Annotated in this window: 20 protein-coding genes and 1 pseudogene; 6 read left to right on the top strand and 15 right to left on the bottom strand. The window is 39.5% G+C overall.

Translation table 11 applies throughout. From position 1 onward, the window contains the following. Positions 1-4: 4 nt before the first annotated feature. A complete protein-coding gene (locus QUF73_08995) occupies positions 5-412 on the bottom strand; it encodes a YlbD family protein (protein ID MDM5226351.1) in 408 nt (135 codons plus the stop codon). Positions 413-570: 158 nt separating this feature from the next. Between QUF73_08995 and QUF73_09000 the strand changes: the two genes are divergently transcribed. From QUF73_09000 to QUF73_09010, 3 genes are all read left to right on the top strand, one after another. Then, the gene (locus QUF73_09000) at positions 571-1,068 is read left to right on the top strand and encodes a PaaI family thioesterase (GenBank protein ID MDM5226352.1); all 498 of its coding nucleotides are present in this window, start codon (positions 571-573) and stop codon (positions 1,066-1,068) included. 14 nt (positions 1,069-1,082) lie between these two features. Then, positions 1,083-1,481, top strand: coding sequence for a hypothetical protein (locus tag QUF73_09005; GenBank protein ID MDM5226353.1), 399 nt, complete (start codon positions 1,083-1,085; stop codon positions 1,479-1,481). Positions 1,482-1,540: 59 nt separating this feature from the next. Further along, positions 1,541-2,736, top strand: a protein-coding gene (locus QUF73_09010; GenBank protein ID MDM5226354.1) for an IS3 family transposase whose coding sequence is annotated in 2 segments (ribosomal slippage) — positions 1,541-1,847 and positions 1,847-2,736 — 1,197 coding nt in all. Because the reading frame shifts where the segments join, the coding sequence is not laid out codon by codon here. Between the two features lie 59 nt (positions 2,737-2,795). Here QUF73_09010 and QUF73_09015 read toward each other — a convergent pair. The 3 genes from QUF73_09015 to QUF73_09025 form a co-directional block, all read right to left on the bottom strand. After that, positions 2,796-3,842 carry a CAP domain-containing protein gene (locus tag QUF73_09015; GenBank protein MDM5226355.1) on the bottom strand — a complete coding sequence of 349 codons (1,047 nt, stop codon included), beginning with the start codon at positions 3,840-3,842 and terminating at the stop codon, positions 2,796-2,798. A 236-nt stretch (positions 3,843-4,078) separates the two neighbouring features. Next, positions 4,079-4,510, bottom strand: coding sequence for a CBS domain-containing protein (locus QUF73_09020; GenBank protein MDM5226356.1), 432 nt, complete (start codon positions 4,508-4,510; stop codon positions 4,079-4,081). Between the two features lie 2 nt (positions 4,511-4,512). Continuing rightward, entirely contained in the window at positions 4,513-5,154 is a 642-nt protein-coding gene (locus tag QUF73_09025; protein ID MDM5226357.1) for a CAP domain-containing protein, read from the bottom strand. 235 nt (positions 5,155-5,389) lie between these two features. Here QUF73_09025 and QUF73_09030 point away from each other — a divergent pair, with 235 nt between their 5' ends. Continuing rightward, a complete protein-coding gene (locus QUF73_09030) occupies positions 5,390-5,749 on the top strand; it encodes a YugN family protein (GenBank protein ID MDM5226358.1) in 360 nt (119 codons plus the stop codon). Positions 5,750-5,855: 106 nt separating this feature from the next. On the opposite strand, the gene QUF73_09035 is transcribed toward QUF73_09030, so the two are convergent. Then, positions 5,856-6,206: an Asp23/Gls24 family envelope stress response protein gene (locus QUF73_09035; GenBank protein MDM5226359.1), complete on the bottom strand. Its 351-nt coding sequence runs from the start codon at positions 6,204-6,206 to the stop codon at positions 5,856-5,858. 169 nt (positions 6,207-6,375) lie between these two features. Here QUF73_09035 and QUF73_09040 point away from each other — a divergent pair. Beyond that, a pseudogene (locus QUF73_09040) lies at positions 6,376-7,142 on the top strand (AI-2E family transporter). Between the two features lie 72 nt (positions 7,143-7,214). Here QUF73_09040 and QUF73_09045 read toward each other — a convergent pair. The 8 genes from QUF73_09045 to cyoE all read right to left on the bottom strand — a co-directional run bounded on the left by QUF73_09045 (position 7,215) and on the right by cyoE (position 15,313). Next, positions 7,215-8,387, bottom strand: coding sequence for a GNAT family N-acetyltransferase (locus tag QUF73_09045; protein ID MDM5226360.1), 1,173 nt, complete (start codon positions 8,385-8,387; stop codon positions 7,215-7,217). 130 nt (positions 8,388-8,517) lie between these two features. Beyond that, the gene (locus QUF73_09050) at positions 8,518-8,985 is read right to left on the bottom strand and encodes a DUF420 domain-containing protein (GenBank protein MDM5226361.1); all 468 of its coding nucleotides are present in this window, start codon (positions 8,983-8,985) and stop codon (positions 8,518-8,520) included. Between the two features lie 240 nt (positions 8,986-9,225). Continuing rightward, a complete protein-coding gene (ctaG, locus tag QUF73_09055) occupies positions 9,226-10,128 on the bottom strand; it encodes a cytochrome c oxidase assembly factor CtaG (GenBank protein ID MDM5226362.1) in 903 nt (300 codons plus the stop codon). A 192-nt stretch (positions 10,129-10,320) separates the two neighbouring features. Then, entirely contained in the window at positions 10,321-10,656 is a 336-nt protein-coding gene (gene ctaF, locus QUF73_09060) for a cytochrome c oxidase subunit IVB (GenBank protein ID MDM5226363.1), read from the bottom strand. A 4-nt stretch (positions 10,657-10,660) separates the two neighbouring features. Beyond that, a complete protein-coding gene (locus QUF73_09065; GenBank protein ID MDM5226364.1) occupies positions 10,661-11,290 on the bottom strand; it encodes a cytochrome (ubi)quinol oxidase subunit III in 630 nt (209 codons plus the stop codon). Next, on the bottom strand, positions 11,290-13,158 hold the full coding sequence (ctaD, locus tag QUF73_09070) for a cytochrome c oxidase subunit I (protein MDM5226365.1): 1,869 nt from the start codon (positions 13,156-13,158) through the stop codon (positions 11,290-11,292). Before ctaD ends, QUF73_09065 begins: the two co-directional genes overlap by 1 nt. A 28-nt stretch (positions 13,159-13,186) precedes the next feature. Further along, the gene (coxB, locus tag QUF73_09075) at positions 13,187-14,263 is read right to left on the bottom strand and encodes a cytochrome c oxidase subunit II (protein MDM5226366.1); all 1,077 of its coding nucleotides are present in this window, start codon (positions 14,261-14,263) and stop codon (positions 13,187-13,189) included. A 111-nt stretch (positions 14,264-14,374) separates the two neighbouring features. Then, complete coding sequence (gene cyoE / locus QUF73_09080; protein ID MDM5226367.1) at positions 14,375-15,313, bottom strand: heme o synthase; 939 nt, start codon at positions 15,311-15,313, stop codon at positions 14,375-14,377. Between the two features lie 646 nt (positions 15,314-15,959). Here cyoE and QUF73_09085 point away from each other — a divergent pair. Continuing rightward, the gene (locus QUF73_09085; GenBank protein MDM5226368.1) at positions 15,960-16,937 is read left to right on the top strand and encodes a heme A synthase; all 978 of its coding nucleotides are present in this window, start codon (positions 15,960-15,962) and stop codon (positions 16,935-16,937) included. A 129-nt stretch (positions 16,938-17,066) separates the two neighbouring features. Here the strand turns inward: QUF73_09085 and pyc are convergent, their stop codons facing one another. Then, the gene (gene pyc, locus QUF73_09090) at positions 17,067-20,507 is read right to left on the bottom strand and encodes a pyruvate carboxylase (protein ID MDM5226369.1); all 3,441 of its coding nucleotides are present in this window, start codon (positions 20,505-20,507) and stop codon (positions 17,067-17,069) included. A gap of 180 nt (positions 20,508-20,687) precedes the next feature. After that, positions 20,688-21,890, bottom strand: a complete 1,203-nt coding sequence (locus QUF73_09095; GenBank protein ID MDM5226370.1) for an FtsW/RodA/SpoVE family cell cycle protein — start codon at positions 21,888-21,890, stop codon at positions 20,688-20,690. Positions 21,891-21,916 lie beyond the last annotated feature (26 nt).

Below are 21,916 nucleotides of genomic sequence, written 5' to 3' on the forward strand. Positions count from 1 at the left end.
CCCCTTAATCCTTATTAAATGTAAATGGGCTGCTTGGTTTAGTCATACTTGGCTTTGAGCCTCCTGATGGTTTCTGGCCGCCGCCTTGGAATTGGGAAATAACACCCTGCACTGCTGAAAGCGCCTGGCTGAGATTACTGATGTACCCCTGCATTTGATTCGCATCCATTTGCTTAAGAGTATCCATAATACTGCCCATCCAGTCACTTTTTTTCTCCTCTGGCTTTTGTGCTTCATCTTTGTTTTCTCTATAGGAATCCCACCTTGAATCTTCTTCCCCAAGCAAATACCAATCCTCATATAATTCCTGCCACGTTTTATTTCCAGCCCTGACTTCCTTGATGATTCGCGGATTCTGTTTAACAAACTCTTTAAACTTATCGACGGAGGGATGAAGTTTCGTTTTGGTCATGCCATATCACCTCGTTCTGATGCAAATGCCTATAATACCATATGAATAGGAATGGAAAAGGTGAATGAAATGTCTGATCTGCTGAGTCATTAAAAATTCAAAAATTCTGCCATTAATGATAATATATGAAGCAGAAAGTTATCGAAAGGTGAATTATAATGAATAGAGATCTTATGGAATTATTAGATCAGTGCACTAAGAATGCAACTGAGGAAGAATTAAACGCTTTAGAATCCCTGCTATTAGGTTTTCATAAAAGACAGACAGGTCAAAACGGCTCCTATATCGGCGGACTTCTTCATATGGAACGGCAAATAACTGAGGATGAATGCATTCTGACTGTTCCTTTAAGTCAGATAGTCAATAATCCGCTCGGCATTCTCCATGGGGGAATAACCGCAACCATTATTGACTCTGCCATGGGAACACTTGCAGCTTCACTGCTTCCCGAAGGCTTTGGGGCTGTTACCACACAGTTAAACATTCATTATCTTGCAGTTGGTAAAGGGGAATACGTGACATGCAGAGCGACGATTGATCATAAGGGCACAAAAAGCATGGTATTAACTGCAGATGTACGCCGTTCTGATGGAAGAAAAATTGCACAGGCAACAGGCAGCTTTTTTATCATCGAAAAGAAAAACGTTAAAAATTAAAAGCAGGTGGGAAGATGGTCACCGCTATCGTTATACCAATAATTTGCCTTTATTTTTTTTGGCTGACAAAAAAGGAAATGCGTGAGGGTTATGAGAAGTGGGCAAGCTTAAAAAATGTTCCTGAAGAGGCAATAATATCGGGCGAAGTCGTCCAAATCAGCGAGAACAGGCAGCGCTATAGTTACAGCCGCTATGTTCATGTTCTTGAACTGACCCTCCAAACAAAGAGCAGCAAGCATTCCAATATAAAAAAAATCACCCCTTTAATGAAGAATACCAGAATCCCTTCTGTAAAAATTGGCGATTTCGTTCACCTATATGGAAATTGGAAGGATGACTTCTTTCAGATTGGCCGTATTCAAAATGCTAAAACTAAAAAAGAGCCTCATTCTGATATTATCCCCTCTAAGTAGACAGTGTAAAAAGACCATCATAAAAAATGGTGATACACTTAACTTGGAGGGGATTTTTCATGGGGAAAACAGGAAGAACGTATCAAAAATATACAGAGGATTTTAAAATAAGAGCAGTAAAACTATACAAAGAAGGAAACAAAAGTTACCGAACAGTATCGGAAGAGCTAGGTCTTCGAAGTCCAACCCAATTAAAGAAATGGGTTATGAAATTTAATCAGGGAGAGTCCTTTGAAGATTTAAGGGGACGTGCAGGCGGTAACACAGACAGTAATCCACTTAAAGGGCGCCCCAGAACGAACTTTAAAAGTATCCAAGAGGAAAGGGATTATTATAAAGCTCAGGTTGAATACCTAAAAAAGCGGTATCCAAATCTACACGAGGAGGGATCATCCCAAAAGCAGAACGATTCGAAATCATAAACGAACTAAGTGGTATTTACCCTATCGCTTGGTTAGCTGAGATTGCGCAAGTCTCAAGATCAGGTTATTATAAGTGGCTTAAAACGACCTCCCTTAGGGAGGACAGGCAGACCAAAGAATATCTAATAAAATCACATATTATGGCTATTCATCATACATACCCTTTTTATGGTTACCCTCGTATGAAAATAGCTCTTAAAGACGAAGGATTTCATATTAATCATAAGAAGGTATATCGATTAATGACTGATATGAATATTCGAGCTGAAATTAGGAAGAAGCGAAACTTCTTCGGAAGGAAGCCTTCCGTTATTTACTCAAACTTATTAAACCGTAACTTTAAGGCTCTAAAACCAGATGAGAAATACGTAACAGACATTACGTATATTCAAGTTGGAGATTCATTTTATTACCTTTCCGTTATACTCGATCTTTATAACAATGAGGTTTTAGCCTGGAATATTTCAAAGAGAAATGACTTAGAATTGGTCCTTAATACAATCGATCTATTAACACAAAAAAGAAACGTGTATGGTGCGATCCTGCATTCAGATCAAGGCTTCCAATACACGTCTAATCAATACCACAAAAAGTTAAAGAAAATAGGCATTCAAGGCAGCCATTCTCGCAAAGGAAACTGCCTCGATAATGCCTGTATTGAGTCTTTCTTCTCTCATCTAAAGACAGAGAAGCTATATCGATCACAGTTTAAAACAGAAAAAGAATTAATTCAAATACTTGAAGAATACATGTATCTCTATAACTATAAAAGATTCCAGAAAAAACTAAACCAGTGTGCTCCGGTTGAATACCGACTCACACTGGCTGCTTAGTCTTTTTTAAGGTTGTCTACTTGACAGGGGTAAGACCATTCTTAGGCTCTTTTTCAATTTTAGCTTTCTACATCAGCTTTTTTTATGAAATTTTGCGTATAATGCTTTTTATAAACTCCAACTCCAAGATGTGTATATTCTTCGTTCAGCAGACTATCCCTATGGCCTTTGCTGTTAAGCCATCCTTCAACGACAGCGGGGGCATCCGTATAATTTGCAGCTATGTTTTCCCCTGCAGCCTCGAATGAGACTCCTCCAGCTTCAAGCCGGTCCGCCAAATCGCCATAAGTTTTAGAAGTATGCGAAAAGTCATTGCTTTCATACATATCTTTACTATGGCCAAAAGCTGCAGCTGCAGTCATATCATCCCATATCAACGGCTGTAAATGATGTCTGACCCTTATAACATTTGTAAGGTCAAGAATTTGCTTTTCTTTCGCTCTCTCTACATCTTCCTCGAAGGCAGGAGAAGGCAAGGGAGGCTCCAACAATTCACCACGGTAAACCATTTCATACGGGCGAAGCTTAATTAAGGTGGCTGCATCCATTACCCTCACACTGGAGAGCGTCCCTGTAAATCTATCTATATTCAGCTGTGCGTAATACTCTCCAACCATAACCAAGGGCCTTGTATTGAGGTCATCTTCAGACAATTCGAAACGGTATGAGCTATCTTTTATTTTAAGGTTGAAATCTGTTTCAAAAAAGACGGATGCATATAATTCACCAATAGGCTGCCCTATTTTGAAAGGATAAATGTCTGCATCTTCACCTGTCGCAAACAAACTAACCACTTTATTTTTGCTTACCCCAGCCTGAATATACTCAGTGCTGCTTATATTATAAATCCACCAATCGTAGCCATAAAAAGAAGGATCTATTCTGGACGGTGCTCCTAAACTTTCTTTAAGCCCCTCGGCGGATTTTCCCATAAGCGATGCCAAGCCTTTTTCAGGGAACCCTGTATTGGAAGATAAACTTTTGTCATTGTTATTTATATCCTTAACTGCACCAGGCTGTGTATTTTCCTGATTGACAAGTATTTCCCCTTTCTCATTACGCTCAATATCAATGTAAAAGCCAGCTGCCAGAAAAATGGAAATCAAAACTAATATTCGAAAAAGTGCCCGCAGAGAACCGTCCCTCCCTTCTCTCATTCATTGTATTTAATGTATTTAAAAGTATAACATGCAGGGTGTCCTCACTGATGGAATTTGAATTAAATTCTCGCAGTATATACTATTAATCATACCATTAGGTGTATTGTTTATCTATTCTTTTCACAACGTCTTGTATATAATGTTTTACTTAAAATAAAAGAGAACACCCTAATGGTGTCCTCTTAATGCTGTGCTTCACTTTCGTGTTTTGAAATATCAGTAAGCGCTTCTCCAGCCTGGTCATCTGTTAAATGACGGACGGCAAAGTCACCGAGTGATACTATTCCAACAAGCTTGTTACCTTCTACAACAGGAAGCCTGCGAATTTGATGTTCAGCCATCAAGCGTGCAGCTTCCCGAGCCTCTGTATCCCTGGTAACGGTTACTAAATGGCTGCTCATAATATCTTCTACTTTGGATGAAGCAGGGTGTTTTTCTGCCACACAGCGAAGAACGATATCCCGGTCAGTAATCATTCCTACTAGCTTTTCATTATCCACAATCGGAATAGCCCCTACGTTTAATTCTTTCATCTTAACTGCCACTTCATACACATTGTCCAATAGAGAACAGCTTTCAACATCGCCTGTCATAATATCACGAATCTTTTCCATTTTTATCCTCCTTCATTTTTCTCTACGATGAATATGGTCCAATAGTGACCGTGCAAGCCCCCTTGAATATATCCAGCACCAATATGTGTTGCCTTTTTGCTTAGAATATTTTCCCGGTGGACTGAGGAATTCATCCAGGCAGCAAACATTTCATCAGCTGTTTTATAGCCCGCCCCAATATTCTCCTTTACGGTCAGAAAAGAAATCTGCTGATTCCTTAACATTTCTGTAGGATTTCCATATGTAGGAGAATTATGTGAAACATATTCTAATTTCATCATGTCAAAAGACTTTTTCCTGGCTGCACCATTCAGATGCAAATCTACAGACAAAGGTTTAAGCCTTAATTCTTTTCGTTTTTGGTTGGCGAGCTCCATAAGCTCATTTTCATTCACATCCATTTTGGGAATGGCAATTTTCCTTCCATGGCCAGGAATGATAATAATTTCACCAGGAAAAATTAAATCAGGGTTTTCTATTTGGGGGTTGCTATTAATAATAGCTTGTAGATCCTGCTGGAATCTTAACGCAATTTCCCAAAGAGTGTCCTTTTGCTCAACCCTGTAATCTGTTGCAGCGCCCGCAGGATCTGCTGTTAAAAATATAAGAAAAAAGAAGATAATGATGGTTTTGAATTTCTGCAATTGACGCTTCCCCTTTCACAGTTTGGCAGCTCCGAGTTTCAATTTGCTTTTGATAAGGCAGCCAGTCCTTAAATTATGCCATTTCAACTAACGTTCTTTGAGAGATGGATGTTTTCTTGCATGAATCCGTTGCAAGTTACGCTTTTTTCTACTATTATTAAATTTGAGATAAACTTGTTAAAATTATGCATGGATCGTTCATCTGAACCATGGATTGTTTTCAGGAGGGACAATTATGAAATTTGAAAACACAAGTCTGGAAAATAAAAAAGCAGACTTAACCCGCTTAGATGAAGTAATGCTTTCACACGGTCTGGTCCGTGAAGGGCAATGGGATTATGAAAGAGTTACATATGACCGTAAATTCGAATTAAAAGAGGGCGTTTTTTACCTTCGTGTGTTTGGATATGCTGCTGAAGGTGATGTAGGAGCACATAAAGCAACTATCCAGCTTATGACTCCCCTGCTTGGCAAGCATTATTATCCGCATGGGATAGAATACGGTGAAGGTGAAAGCTTCCCTAAATCATTAGTAAGTCAATGCGAGAAAATTCTAAGTGAGATCAAAGCAGAGATTGACCAATTCGCTGAGTAATTTTTGCATTTTCATTATGATTAATGAATGTATTTTCTGCATGGAAAAGACGCATGAACATCATGCGTCTTTTTACTTTAGCTGTATGAGCTTCAATATTCAGCAATCAGTGTTCCGGAAGACTGTTTCCGGCAGGTATAATTTTTTGAATTGAGAGATCAACTCTTTTAACTTCCAGTCCGGTTAAATGAACAATTTCATCTTTGATTTCTTTCTGAATCTGAAGAGTTTCCTCCAAAATATTTTTTCCCTTTATTAAGTTAAGCTTAATCTTCACATATACTTCAGTATTCCTAAAAGATATGGAGATCGGGTCTTTTATTTTCTTAAAGAATGTGAATCTTTCATGATTAAGAGGAATGACGCTTTCTCTTTCCTGCAGGCTGGATTCTACGATTGCGGAGATTATATCACTGGCTGCCTGAATCGTCTCGAAGTCAAGATGATCATTATACATCTTTCTTTCACTTCTTTCTGTACGATTTATTAAATACCGGGCAATAATCTCTCAGCTTTAAACCAATTATTTTTTAGTTTTTATAATATTTAATGCATACTATAATCAAAATGTTACGGTCTTTTGATGGTTAACAAAGTGAGGAAAGGGGACTTATTTTGTCTGCGATATTTACAAAACGTTTTTATTAATATTGATTGCTGTAATTCTTATAACTGTCCTTTTTTATTTCATTTTGCCTGTTTCTGTTCCGCTGATTGTTGCATTTATTAGAGCATTAATCCTGGAGCCAGCAGTGAAACTGCTGCAAAATAAAATAAAAATAAGCCGAAGAGTATCCGTACTGATTACTTTTCTGGGATTTGTCCTCTTCATTGGCTTATCAGGCTACTTTATTACGACAAAAGTGATTACTGAAGCCATTAAACTTGTTGAAAATGCTCCTATGTACATTAATGAAATTACAAAAGCATGGCTCAGAGCAGAAACGGACTTTTCCAATGCCGCAAAAGACCTTCCTAAAGACCTTGTTGATGAAATAAGCAACCAAATTCAAGCCTTCTTGAATAAAACGAAGAATGACCTTGTCGCTTACGTAAATATCATGTCTATAATCATTTGGATTATTGACTTTATCCCTATTATTGGCTCCATTGTCATTCTTGGCCCATGGGCATTGTTTCATCTGCTGACAGGAGATTTAGCTATGGGGACACAATTGGCAATTCTTGCAGCCGTCCTCTTAATTATCCGCAGGACAGTTGGCCTAAGATAATGGGCACCCATATAGGGCTATCTCCGCTTGCTACGCTAATAGCCATGTATCTTGGCCTGAAACTCATTGGAATACTGGGCTTCATCATTGGCCCATTACTGGTCATTGCCTTTAATTCCGCAAAAGAAGCTGGACTTATTAAGATGAATTTCAAGATATAAACTTAATGAATAAGTAAAAAAGCGTCAGCTAGGACGCTTTTTCTTTCCTTTATACAACTCAACTGAGTTTTCTTAAAAAAAGTCATAGAAAAAGGATTGTTGAATAGGAATTTTTCTTTCTAGTATCTCAGCATCATTTCTTGGTCCTTTAATTTCGCCTAACTCATATAACTCCATCGGCCTCTTATAGCCAATTATAATCGCTGAAAGGGCATTGATAGACATATGCAGACCTCGTGCTGGAGGGTTTGTGCATTGGCTTCCTTCTTTCTCTTTAAACACCCTGACACCATCGTCAGCAATTAAGTAGCTTCCATTATTCCATGGTGCATGGTGATCCTCAATATGCAGAAAGACATTTTCACTATTTTCAATGAATGAATATTGGCCGAGACACTTTTCAGCATTGACGATTCTCCCCATAAAGTAGGGGAAAACCTCCATTTTTAAATTAGGCTGATTCAGGTAATAAGGAAATGGATCGTGTACTGATGTAATGATCTTTACTTCCTCGACCATCGAATCATGCTGACAGATAAAATTCCATAAATTCACTCTGGCTTCCTGATTTAAAGCTGCAAATTCTTCGACATCCATTTTATTGTCTTTTACCTTAAATAATATATAGCCCTGTCCTTCACCTGCTTCGTCAAAATACACAGCAATCTGGTAGTCAGAATACACAAAGTTCTCCCACCAATATGAGTCTCTTACAAGCCCGCCTGAATACGGCAGCATATACTCTTTATAAATCTTTTCGATGGTTTTTGTGTGCTGGCTCTTGGTAAATCGCTTTATGGTCCCTGAAGATTTTCCTGCCATTTCTAAATCTATTTTGTTAATAAGTGTTTTCTTATATTCCGTGAATATCTCCCATCCGTATTTCCGATAGAAAGAAATATTAAAAGGATGCAAAAATGAAAATAGCTGACCCTTTTTGTTCATCTCGGCCAAAGCGCGCTTTATCAGTCTGCTTACATACCCTTTTCTCCTGAATTCAGGATATGTTGCCACACCTGCAACACCTCCCATGTCCCATTCAAATCCATTAATATGAACTTTAAGAGGGATGATGTGAAGCTTTGCAGCCAGACTCTCCTCTTCCCAGATACCAAAAATGGAATGGCCTTTTAATCGTTCCATCCGGGCTGGGATGTCAGCTTCAGGCACATTGTACTGAAAAGCATACATGGAAAGCCTCATGGCCTCTATATATTCATTCTCTGATAATTTTCTTACCGACACTAAATTCACTCCCAAATAAATATCATCATAAATATTCGCCATAAACTTAATAAGTCCTTTTAAAATATGGAATGGACATTATTATGAGCATAAAAAATACCGCTAAATAGATAGCGGTATTTTTAACCGATTAAGTACCCAAAATCGCCTTAATGACAGAGGTTGTTTCTCCACCGTGATAGAAAACATACAGCAGCAGATAGACTGCAACACCTGTTATGCCAGTAAAAAACCAGATCACACTAGTAACCGGGCCTAATTTTCTATGTGCAGCCAATTTATTTTTATAGCCTGTATATAAAGAGATTATTCCTAATACTGCTCCTACAGTTGCAAGCGTAATATGGAAAATCAAGAAAATTGTATAATAAATTTTTATATCATCAGGGCCCCCAAAAGCAGTATTTCCTATAAAGACTGTTCTGCTGGCATATATGATAAAGAAAATAACAGCAAACACAGCAGCCAAAGTCATTGTTTTTTTATGAGCTTCAAGCTTCTTTTTGCTAATTTGGACCCACCCAATCGCAACAGTTATGGCACTGAGTACAATAAAAGTCGTGCTGATGGTAGGCAGTATAGGCAATGAGTATTCCATAAATTCTTCCTCTCTCCAATATCGGTTTGAAATTCAGTAGTATGCTTTTGATTATTACATAGTTAATTTTAGTAGAGTGCACTGTTTTTTTCAACAAACTGTAAGGCCTTTTAATAAAAGTTCCTTAAATGTTCAATTTTTATCAACTAGTAAGTGATAGATTTCATTGCATGGTTAGGAAAAATTCAAAATCAGTTATTTTTTTATAAAAAAACTCCAGCCTTTGACTGGAGTTTCCATTTATTTTATTAAATGCGGATTTAGCATTGTTTCTTCTTCAGAAGGCGTAATTTCCTGTTCTTTTTTGTACCATGCATAGAAGATTTGCGCAAGGATGATGCCATAGACAATTTCCTGGATGATCTTCATAATTACCCCGCCAAGCTGCTGGTCGTGTAAAAGTGACATTGAATTAAACATTTCCGGTCCGCTGAGGTTCAGGCTTGCCAGTGTCGCAGAAGGGACACACAACTCAAGTGCCTGCGCCCAGGCATTCGGATCAGAATATGAGTTGTACATTGGAGTATCTGCAAATATGATCAGTGCACATGCTGGTGTTAATAATACACCATTGGCAAAAACATACCCTACCTTTTTCAGGCCATCAAGGGACTCCATTTCAGGAAGCTCGTTAATCGTTGGCCACCACATAAAGATTGCAAGCAGGAACAGAGCAGATGTATACACAGTATGGAGCATCATATCCGTTTTTACCACATCAAAAACATCTGGTATGTGGTACATGGAAAATACTCCATTAAACAGGATTATTGCTACTAATGGCTTTGTAAAAAGACGGAATACCGGTTGAATAGCTTTGTGATTAATCACTGCTCTCCAAACCCACTGAGGGATTCCCATAACTACAAGGGGAGGAACAACTAAATACAGTATTGCCATCTGAATCATATGAGCATAAAACATTAAATGGCCCATCAGATCTACCGGGGAGCCCTTAATGGCATATAACACGATCATTGCGACTGTGAAATACACTCCCTGCCTTCTAGTTAACGGCTCGCTATTTTTAAACTTTCCGCGGTACTTTATTGTTAGCATATAGTAACCAGCAAGCATCAATAGTACAAATAAAAAGAAATATGGACTCCAAAGTGCACGAAAACCGAATATTTCTAAAGACATGCTTTCACCTCATTCAATATTGCTCAAACTGCCATAAACGCATCCTGCCATGCTTAATCTGCCTTCGATATTGACAAGTATTATTATACTCTTTTCTGCCTGCATTCTCAATAACCGGAGAGCTGATCAGCTAAAGCTATAGCAGGCATCACATAAAAAGAAAATCGGCCTTTAGCCGATTTTCTCTTATAATTACCACCAAATAACTGTCAAGAAAGCAATAATTGTAATAAACCCGACTAACGCTCCGGAATATAAAAACAAAGATGGTGCTTCATGACCTTTATGGCTCATATGCATGAAATAATATAATTGGAAAACTACTTGCACGAGCGCAAGAATCAGGATGAAAGGTACAACAAACCATCCAGAGAATCCTTCATAACCTGCCGCTACGAAAGCAACAATTGTCAGGAAGATCATAAGTGCAAACGTGATAACTTGATGTTTCATCTCTTCTGCACTTTTTTTGCGTCTATATTCAATGTCTACTCTTGGGTTACCTGAGTTTGGTTGTTGATTTGCCATCAGTTTATCCCACCATTCCCATTAAATATACTACTGTGAAGATGAATACCCAAACAACGTCAATGAAATGCCAGTATAGGCTGGCAACATAGAACTTAGGAGCATTGTAAAGGCTCAGTCCTCTTTTGCTGTTTCGGATCATTAAAGTCGTGATCCATAATAAACCGAAAGCCACGTGAGCACCATGGAAGCCGACTAATGTATAGAAGGCTGAACCAAAAGCACTGCTAGTGAAGCTATGATGGAATTCATGTACGTAGTGATTGAACTCGTAAATTTCCAAACCAAGGAATCCAAGACCAAGCAAAACAGTAATTCCAAGCCATAGCTGCATTTTTTTGAAGTTGAAATTCTTCATATGGTACATTGCGTAAACGCTTGTTAAAGAACTTGTTAATAGCAGCATTGTCATAATGAATGCCAATGGAATTTCAAACAAATCTTTTGCAAGGGCCATATCACTGCTAGGCACTTTGTCTTTTAAAGCAAGATATGTTGCGAAGAGGGATGCGAATAGAACCGTCTCTCCCCCAAGGAAAAACCAGAAACCTAAGAATTTGTTCTTGGCTTCGAGGGTTTGTTTTTCAGGCGACGCCGGCCATGTTTCGTAAGTCATTTTTTGTTCAGCAGCCATTATGCCTTAACCCCCTTATCATTATTATCTTCCAAATCTTCTTTATGAATGTGGTATCCATGGTCATCCTTAACAGAACGAACAAACATTGAACCTAAAGTAATAAGCATACCAACGATTATAACCGGAATACCCCAGCTGTGCTCCGCACGGTACATTGCACCAAATGCAGCAACAAATAGCCCTAAAGAAATCACAAATGGAATGAAAGAGTTATTAGGCATATGGATGTCTCCAAGCGGTTCAGCAGGTGACATGCCTTTTTTGCCTTCCATCTTTTCAAGCCAATATGCATCAAGACCGCGAACCAGCGGAAGCTGCTTGAAGTTGTAGAATGGAGGCGGTGATGGTATTGCCCACTCTAAAGTGCGGCCATCTCCCCAAGGATCATTGCCGACTTTTTCATTTTTGACACTTGTAATAACAATATTAATCAACATAATGATTACTGCAGCTGCCATGAAGAAAGCACCAACAGTACTTACCATGTTCGCCGTCTCAAATCCCTGTCCAGGAAGGAAAGTGAAAATTCGGCGCGGCATTCCCCAAAGACCGAGAAAATGCTGGATAAAGAATGTTAAATGGAATCCAATAAAGAATAATACGAATGTAATTTTTCCAAGGAACTCGTTTAGCATTGTTCCGAACATTTTTGGCCAGTATAGGTGTGCACCTGCAAATAATGCAAAGACAACACCGCCGACAATTACATAGTGGAAGTGAGCAACTACAAAGTAGCTGTCATGGTACTGATAATCCTGAGCAGCTGATGCAAGCATAACACCAGTAACACCGCCGGCTACGAATGAAGGAATAAAGGCAATAGCCCAAAGCATTGGTGTTGTGAATGTAATGCTTCCGCCCCACATTGTGAATAGCCAGTTAAAGATCTTTATACCGGTTGGTACTGCAATTGCCATTGTTGCAACAGCAAAAATCGCGTTAGCAATCGGACCCATGCCAGTTGTAAACATATGGTGAGCCCAAACCATGAATCCTAAGAATCCAATAAGAACCGTTGCGAATACCATGGAAGAGTATCCGAAAAGGCGCTTTCTTGAGAAAATCGCAAATATCTCGGAAAAAATACCGAAAGCCGGCAATATCAAAATGTAAACTTCAGGGTGACCAAAAATCCAGAAGAAATGCTCCCAGATAATTGTATTACCGCCCATTGCCGGATCAAAGAAGTTAGATCCAAACATACGGTCGAAAATTAACAGGAATAATCCTACTGTTAATGCAGGGAATGCAAACAAAATCAATGCAGATGTAACAAAAGTAGCCCAAGTGAACATTGGCATACGCATATATGTCATACCAGGAGCACGCATGTTAATGATGGTAACAAGGAAGTTGATACCCCCGATTAACGTACCTGCACCGGAAATCTGCAATCCAAGTGCGTAGAAGTCGATGCCATGACCTTCAGATGCAATTGATAATGAAGCATATGAAGTCCAGCCGGCATCAGGAGCTCCGCCTAAGAACCATGATAGATTTAAGAAAACTCCACCAAAGAAAAATAGCCAGAACCCTAAAGAATTCAAGAATGGGAACGCAACGTCACGCGCTCCGATCTGCAGTGGCATAACCGCATTCATAAAAGCGAAAATTAGTGGCATAGCCGCCAAGAAGATCATCGTTGTACCGTGCATGGTTAAAATTTCATTATACAATCCTGCACTTACAAAATCATTGTTTGGTACTGCAAGCTGGATACGGATGAACATGGCTTCCAATCCGCCAAGCAAGAAGAAAAATCCGCCAGCTATAAGATAAAGGATTGCGATTTTTTTATGGTCAACTGTTGTTAAGTAGTCCCATAAAACCGCTCCAAAACCTTTTTTCTGTGCTAAGGTACTCACAATTTTACCTCCCTTTTCAAAAAATCCCCTATTGTTCCATTACTTTCAAGCCCATTAAGTATTCTGTAAGGGCATCTAGCTGTTCTTCAGTCAATTCGCCATACGTACCTGTCATTTTATTTCCAGGCTTGAATGTTTCTGGATCTCTTAACCAATCCTTTAGATCTTCTTCTGTATGATCAAGGATACCGGCAATACGATCGCGATCACCGAAGTTTGTTAAGTTTGGAGCTAAACGCGCAGCTTCAGGAGCAGTATTGGCTGGTGTTACAGCATGACATCCGATACAGCTGTTATTGAAGACTTCTTGGCCAGCTTGCGCCAGATCTGTCTCTGCCTGTTTAGGTTCTTTTACATCCTGCATGGCAGTTGCCCATTGATCGAATTGATCACGTGGAACCGCTTTAACTTTGAAATCCATTAAAGCGTGGGAAGGACCACAAAGCTCTGCACACTTACCATAGAAGTAATTGTCTGCTTCTGCGGCTTTTTCACCATCAAACTCCAGCCAGAATTTATTCACGTTGTCAGTGTTTGTATCCAGCTTACCTCCTACAGCAGGAATCCAGAAAGAATGCTTAACATCAGAAGCAATTAGATTAAAATAAACTTTTTCATCAGTAGGCACAACTAATTCCTGGCCAGTGATGATTTCCTGGTTTGGATATTCAAATTCCCACCAGTATAAGTTTGCGCGCACATTAACTACAAGTGCATCTGTCTTGCCTTCTTCATTCTTCTTTTCCATTGGGCCTACATCTGCAAGCTTAAAGGTAGCTGAAACTGTCGGTACAGCAAGAATTAGAAGCAAAAGAATAGGAATAACAGTCCAAATGATTTCCAGTTTGTGGCTTCCCTCAACTTGTTTTGGAATTCTGTCGTCCTTGCGGCGGAATTTAAAAACAACAATAAAGAAGATTACTGTTACGACCGCAATTACTCCTACCATTATTGCAGTACTTAACACCATCAAATCAAATTGTGTTTGCGCCACTTCGCCGGCAGGATTCAGCGTAGATAAATACGGTTTGCCGGAGCAAGCGGAAAGAATGAGCGCCATCATTGCAAACAGAGAAAAAAGACGCCACTTTGCAAGCCTTTTCATAGCTTAATCAAACCCCTCTTTCGTCAAAATTTCATTTTTTGAATTGTTTGATCAAAAAATATGGATAAATCCTCTCTCGTTACTAGCGAAAGAAAGAATTTCCTAACTAAGTTAGATAAGTGTAATGATCACCATAGCTACAAACATGATGGTCAGATATTGCAGGGAGTATACAAACATTAATGTAGCCCATTTTATATCATTGTTAAATTTCCTAGCATATAATCCCGTTAATAACCATCCAATGTTCAAAACTGTGGCAAGGATTAAAAAAGGCAATCCAAGTGATGGCATAAGAAATGGCAGGGGCAATAATGCTGCTACCCATATGTAAATATGCCTTTTGGTAGTTTTAAACCCTTTTACAACTGGAAGCATGGGAACTCCCGCAGCCCGGTATTCCTCCACCCTTCTCATTGCTAAAGCATAAAAATGAGGAGGCTGCCAAATAAAAACGATAGCGAACAGCACCCAAGCCATGGGGTCGAGATTGCCATCGGCAGCTGCCCACCCGATCAGCGGGGGAACTGCCCCTGAAATGCTGCCTACAATCGTATTGGATACAAATCTGCGTTTCGTCCACATTGTATATAAAACAACATAGCTGAAAACGCCAATTAATCCAATTACAACTGCTGCTGCTGTTGTAAACATTAAAAAGGCCGTACCAAGGCCAATAAGCAGAAGGCTCAAAAGTGCAACCTTGCCCGGGTTTACTTTCCCAGTAACAGTTGGTCTTCCTTTTGTTCTTTCCATTAATGGATCAATGTCGCGGTCAATATAATTATTTAAGCTGCAGGAGCCTGCAATAATCAATGAGGAGCCAATGACTGTATAAAGAACCAGATCAAGATTATTGAAAAATCCTTTTCCGGAAAAATGCAGTGCAAGCCAAAGACCGGTGAAGGTGGTAATCAGATTGGAATTTACAATACCTATTTTGATAAGGGCAAGGAAATCCTTCCAAACTGTGGTCTCAGGTATATCATTTTGTAGGCTTCGCTCACTGTCCTCAATAGCAGCATCACTCAAAGCCCGTGAGTTAGACATATCTTTTCCTCCTTTATCTCTTATCGCAGACAAAAGCTATCTTTGCACTACACCTACTATAAAGCATAAATGCCTGTAAAGCTATGTTCGCGATAAAAAACGAGGGGTAAACCCTGGATGAATAATAATAATCCCGATAGTTTTCTACCATTAATAATGTATTTAAACTGTTTATTATCTAGATGAAGCTAAACCATTTCTCTGTATATTAAATCACACTTTAAAACTCTTTTGTGAATTTTTTTAGAATAATTTATGACTAATTTGTGTCAAAAATTAAATTCACTTAAAGAATGGTTGCTTTTTTGAGATAATAAAACTGCTTTGAAAACTACAGAAGAAAAAATATACTCACTTTTATGTATTTTTTGATACTTTCCGCGACAGGGGATATCCATTTTATACCCCCTTTATATTTCTAGCAAACTCCATTACAAGTTTCAACCTTTTTTACTATAATTAACTTTATAATTTTTATAACTGTTGTAAAAAAAGCTTTATTCCTGTACTATCGAAAAAGTAAAATGACGCCATTACTATATGGCTTTTTATAGAATCTTTGTTAAGATAGATAACGGACAAATACTTAGTAATTCAATTGTTTACCCATTGATAAACATAGAATATTTAAAGAAGGTGAAAGGCTTTGCAAAGATCTTTAAAATGGTTTGCCGTTCTTACAACTATCGGCATGCTTTTAATTTTGCTCGGCGGTGCTCTGGTAACGAAAACTGAATCAGGAATGGGATGCGGGAAATCCTGGCCGCTTTGCAATGGCGAATTTGTTCCAAGCGATATTACACCTGAATTGATTATCGAACTGGCTCACAGACTTGTTTCAGGCTCAGTTGGGTTCATGGTCCTGATATTATCGATTTGGACATGGAGAAAAATGGGACATATAAGAGAAACAAAGTTTTTATCACTCACTTCGTTCTTCTTCCTTGTCCTGCAGGCTTTAATCGGAGCGGCCGCAGTAGTATGGGGGCAATCTGATTTTGTACTTGCCCTTCATTTCGGGATTTCTTTAATATCATTTGCTGCAGTACTGCTTCTGACTTTGCTTGTTTTTGAAGTAGATAAGAAATTCGAGGCCGAGAAGCTCATTATTGATAAAAGAATGAGGAAACATATTATTGGAGTTTCTATTTACAGCTATGCTGTTGTATACACTGGGGCGCTTGTGCGCCATGTTAATGCAAGTCTTGTCTGCCGTGACTGGCCGCTTTGCTTTAACGGTTCTTTCGCTCTTCCGGAAAATATGTACGAATGGGTGCAAATGGGCCACCGGGCTGCTGCCGGATTAATTTTTATATGGATCGGTTACATTACTTATCTTGCAATTAAGCATTACAGGGAACAAAAAGTTGTTTATTGGGGCTGGATCATATCATTTATCTTAGTATCGCTGCAGGTAGCTGCTGGTGCATTAGTTGTTTTAACCAGACTTAACTTGTATATAGCTCTTGCCCACGCCTTCTTTATTTCCTGCTTATTTGGAGTATTAAGCTATTTTATCCTTCTATCCTCACGGAGCAGGAAGAATGAGCTTGCTGTTTCAGCTGTTAGGGAAAAAGAGAACAATGATGAATCAGCTATCCCGACCATTACTTCCATTCCATAATTGCTTTAAACAAAAGAGCTTCGGCCAATTGCCGAAGCTCTTTTGTTATATATATCCCAGTCTAACGGGCAGTTTGGTTCAACTAACAATCAGTGGGGTATAAGCCCCGCCACCGATTGAAGTTTCACTTTATTTTGACAGCTCCAGCAATAAGTCTCCAGTTTGAATTGCTTCACCGTTTGAGACGTGGATGTCTTTAACTGTTCCAGAGAATGGCGCCTGTACAGTGGTTTCCATTTTCATTGCTTCTGTAATCATTAAGTGATCGCCTTTTTCGACTTTTTCACCTTTTTCCGCAAGGACCTTGATTACAGTTCCCGGCATGCTGGCAGCAATATGACTTTCATTATGCGGATCAGCTTTTGCCTTGGAGGCTACAGTTGCTTTAATGCTTTCATCTTTTATGCTTACTTCACGAGGCTGGCCATTTAGCTCAAAATACACAATTCGTGTGCCATCAGCTTGAGGCTGGCCAATAGAAACTAATTTAACTATCAATGTTTTACCTGTCTCAATTTCAATTTCTACTTCCTCACCCAGTCTTAATCCATATAGGAATGTTGGTGTGTCAAGAACAGAAATATCACCAAACTGTTCACAGGTCTTAATATAGTCCATAAATACTTTTGGATACAGTGCATAAGCAATTGCATCAAAGCTTGTAACCTGCCTGCCCAATTCTTTAAAGAGTTTTTCTTTTAAAGCATCGAAGTCCACATCTTCAAGAAGTTCCCCCGGGCGGACAGTGATTGGCTCCCTGTCCTTCAATATGACCTTTTGCAGTTCTGCCGGGAATCCTCCATATGGCTGCCCTAAGTAGCCTTCAAACAATTCTACAACTGAGTCAGGAAAATCCAGAGATTTGCCTTTATTCAAAACATCCTGCTCTGTCAGCTGATTCTGGACCATAAATAACGCCATATCACCAACTACCTTGGAAGAAGGTGTAACTTTAACGATATCACCAAACATTTGATTCACACGGGAATACATGTCCTTAACTTCATCCCACTTATCTCCAAGGCCAACAGCTTTAGCCTGCTGCTGAAGATTACTGTATTGTCCGCCAGGCATCTCATGCTGATAGACTTCTGAATGAGGGGCCTTCATGCCGCTTTCGAAGTCCTGGTAGTATTTGCGCACATCTTCCCAATAGTAAGATAACTGCTCAAGCGCCTGGATATCAATTTTTGGCTGTCTGTCATTCCCCTGCAGAGCGTAATATAAAGAATTAGCACTTGGCTGGGATGTTAAGCCTGCCATTGTGCTTAGAGCAGTATCCACAATATCCACTCCAGCTTCAATAGCCTTTGCATATGTGAAAATTCCATTTCCGCTCGTATCATGAGTATGAAGATGGATCGGAATGTCAACAGTCTCTTTCAATTCAGAAATAAGGGTGTAGGCTGATTGCGGCTTCAATAAACCAGCCATATCTTTGATGGCCAGTATATGGGCCCCCTGATTCTCTAACTCTTTTGCCAGGTCTTTATAGTATTTAAGATTGTACTTTGTTCTGGCAGGATCCAAAATATCACCTGTATAACACATGGAGGCTTCTGCAATTTTTCCTGTCTGGCGGACAGCGTCAATTGCGACTTCCATCCCTTTAACCCAGTTAAGGCTATCGAAAATTCGGAAGACATCGATGCCAGCGTAGGCTGATTTTTCAACAAACTCTCTTATTACATTATCCGGATAATTTTTATATCCAACTGCATTTGAAGCACGAAGAAGCATCTGGAATAAAACATTTGGCATTTTTTCGCGCAATGCCAGCAGCCTTTCCCAAGGATCTTCTTTGAGGAATCTGTACGCAACATCAAAAGTTGCTCCACCCCACATTTCAAAGGAAAACATATCCGGAAGCAATTTTGCTGTCGGTTCTGCGATATGCGTCAAGTCATTTGTCCTTACTCTTGTCGCCAGCAATGATTGATGGGCGTCACGGAAAGTCGTATCCGTAATTAAAACTTCTTTTTGTTCTTTTATCCATTTAACAAGCCCTTCAGGGCCATGATTGTCAAAAATTTGTTTTGTGCCGTCCTGGTAATCTGTACTGTATTGTAATTTTGGCACCCGCGGCTCTTCAAATACCGGACGTTTTTTCTTTTCAATTCCCGGGAATCCATTAACAGTTACATTCCCGATATAATTCAGCATCTTCGTTCCGCGGTCTTTCCTTTTCGGGAACAGGAATAGTTCAGGAGTTTCATCAATAAATGATGTATCATATTCTCCTCTTAAGAATTTCTCGTGTTTTACTACATTCTCAAGGAAAGGAATATTTGTTTTAATGCCCCTGATGCGGAACTCCTGCAGGTTCCGAACCATTTTTGATGCTGCCTGCTGGAAAGTCATAGCGTGCGTTGAGAGTTTAACAAGCAGTGAATCATAATATGGTGTGATCACTGCCCCCTGGAACCCGTTCCCTGCATCAAGACGCACACCGAAACCGCCGCCCGATCTGTAAGCCATTAACCGGCCAGTATCAGGCATGAAGTTATTTAAAGGATCTTCTGTTGTAACACGTGATTGAATGGCAAATCCATGAATATGAATATTTTCCTGTTCAGGAACACCCACTTCTTTGCTGTGCAGCGCGTAGCCTTCAGCCACTAAAATTTGTGTTTGTACAATATCAACTCCTGTTACCATTTCGGTGATCGTATGCTCAACTTGCACACGCGGATTTACTTCAATAAAATAAAACTGATCACCTGATACCAGGAATTCCACAGTTCCTGCATTAATATAATCTACCTTCTTCATAAGATTGACAGCGGCCTGGCATATATCATCTCTTAATTTTTCCGAAAGGGATACGCAGGGTGCTACTTCTACAACCTTCTGATGGCGCCTCTGGACTGAACAATCTCTTTCATATAGGTGGACAATATTTCCTTCATGGTCACCAATGATTTGAACCTCTATATGTTTTGGCCTTTCTATGAATCTTTCAACATAAACTTCATCATTGCCAAAAGCCGCTTTAGCTTCCGACTTTGCACGCTCATATGATTCCTTTACTTCTTCCAGGCTCCTTACGATGCGCATGCCTCTTCCGCCGCCGCCAAGTGAAGCTTTAATGATAATCGGGAATCCATGATTTTTGCCAAAGCTAATCACTTCATCCAGGCTTTCTGCAGGGCCATCACTGCCTGGAATAACCGGAATTTCAGCAAGCTGTGCTTGCGTTCTTGCTTTAACTTTATCTCCAAACATGTCCAGATGCTTAGAAGCAGGACCGATGAATATGATGCCCTCTTCCTCGCACCGTTTTGCGAATTCTATATTTTCAGACAGGAATCCGTATCCAGGATGAATGGCATCAACATCACTGCTTTTCGCAATATCAATGATTCCTTCAATATCAAGATAGGCATCAATCGGTTTTTTACCCTCCCCTACCAGATAAGCTTCATCTGCTTTATAGCGGTGATAGGATCCGGAGTCCTCTTTAGAATAGATGGCTACCGTGCGGATATCCAGCTCTGTGCAGGCACGGAAAACACGAATGGCAATTTCTCCTCTGTTGGCTACTAATACCTTGTTAATTCTTCGGCTCAAACAAAACACCCCGTCTTTATGTATTTTTTGGCAATATTCTGCCAAATTAAAGTTGAGGCCGGGTGGGTTTCCCGCTAGCCGGCCTAAATAACTTTGATTGGCTGCTCCCTGATGGAAGCAATTATGTAATCAGCTTCTGCTGATTGATGTATAAATAAAGCACTGAAAAGTTTTCTGTGCCTATTTACGAATGGAAAATGATTTTTCAGAAGCCAGTTCCATGGATTCCGGTTTTGCCTGCTCATTTTTATTTTTGTATTTTTGTTCATAATTTACAAACATAGATACATTGACTAAAATCCCCATTGCAATCGAAAGCTGAAGCAGAGATGAACCTCCATAGCTGATAAAAGGAAGTGTGACACCAGTCAGCGGCATAACACCGGAAATCCCTGCAAGATTGATGAATGCCTGAATTCCTATCATGGCGGATATGCCAATAGCCAATAAGCTGCCAAAAGCATCTTTACACTTTAAACTGATAAAGATTCCCCTCAGGACAATATACCCGAGAAGCAAAATCACAAAACCTACTCCAAATGCCCCAAGCTCTTCTGCAATTACAGCCATAATGAAGTCTGTATGAGCTTCAGGAAGATAACCAAGCTTTTGTATACTTTCACCCAGGCCCAGCCCTTTTAATCCCCCTGCACCAAGGGCAATATAGGAATTCGAAAGCTGATACCCAAATTCTGAACCAAAAGGATCTCTAAATGCTTCGACCCTGCCCATTCGATAAGGTGCGAAAATCTTATCTTTTAACAGAAGGATAAAAGGCGCAGCTAACAAAACTCCGAATAGTCCAAGTCTAAATATGTTTTTGAAATTCATGCCTGAAGTAAAAATTATGGCAGCAGCGACCAGAAAAATAATCATCGCCGAACCAAAGTCAGGCTGAACTGCAACAAGCAAAGCGGCTAGAATCAGATAAGCAAGCGGGGGAAGAACTCCTTTATTAAACTCATTAATATAGGGCTGCTTTTTTGCATAGACAGCTGCTAAATATATAATGACTGAAAGCTTGACAAATTCTGCAGGCTGAAGGCTTCTGCTCCCGATTTCAAACCAGCTCATCGCCCCTCCGGCTACTTTTCCAAAGATAAATAGCGCAATCAGGCCGAATAACGAAATGAACACCATCGGAACAAGAAATTTATTGCTTTGCATAGCTTTGTAAGGAAATAGAGCGACAATAATAAAAACAACTGCTGAGATAATTAAATGCATTTTTTGCTTATTATAAAAAAAGTCGCTTTCCTGACCATAGATCTGCACAGCTGTTACCATGCTTGCACTGAAAACCATAATGAGTCCAAAAACAGATAACAGGGCTACTGCAATAATCAGGGTATAATCATATGATTTTAATATTTTTTTAAACATCCAGCCCTCTTCCCTTATCTTCTAAG

The organism is Cytobacillus sp. NJ13 (genome assembly GCA_030348385.1).
Taxonomy (GTDB): Bacteria; Bacillota; Bacilli; order Bacillales; family Cytobacillaceae; genus Cytobacillus.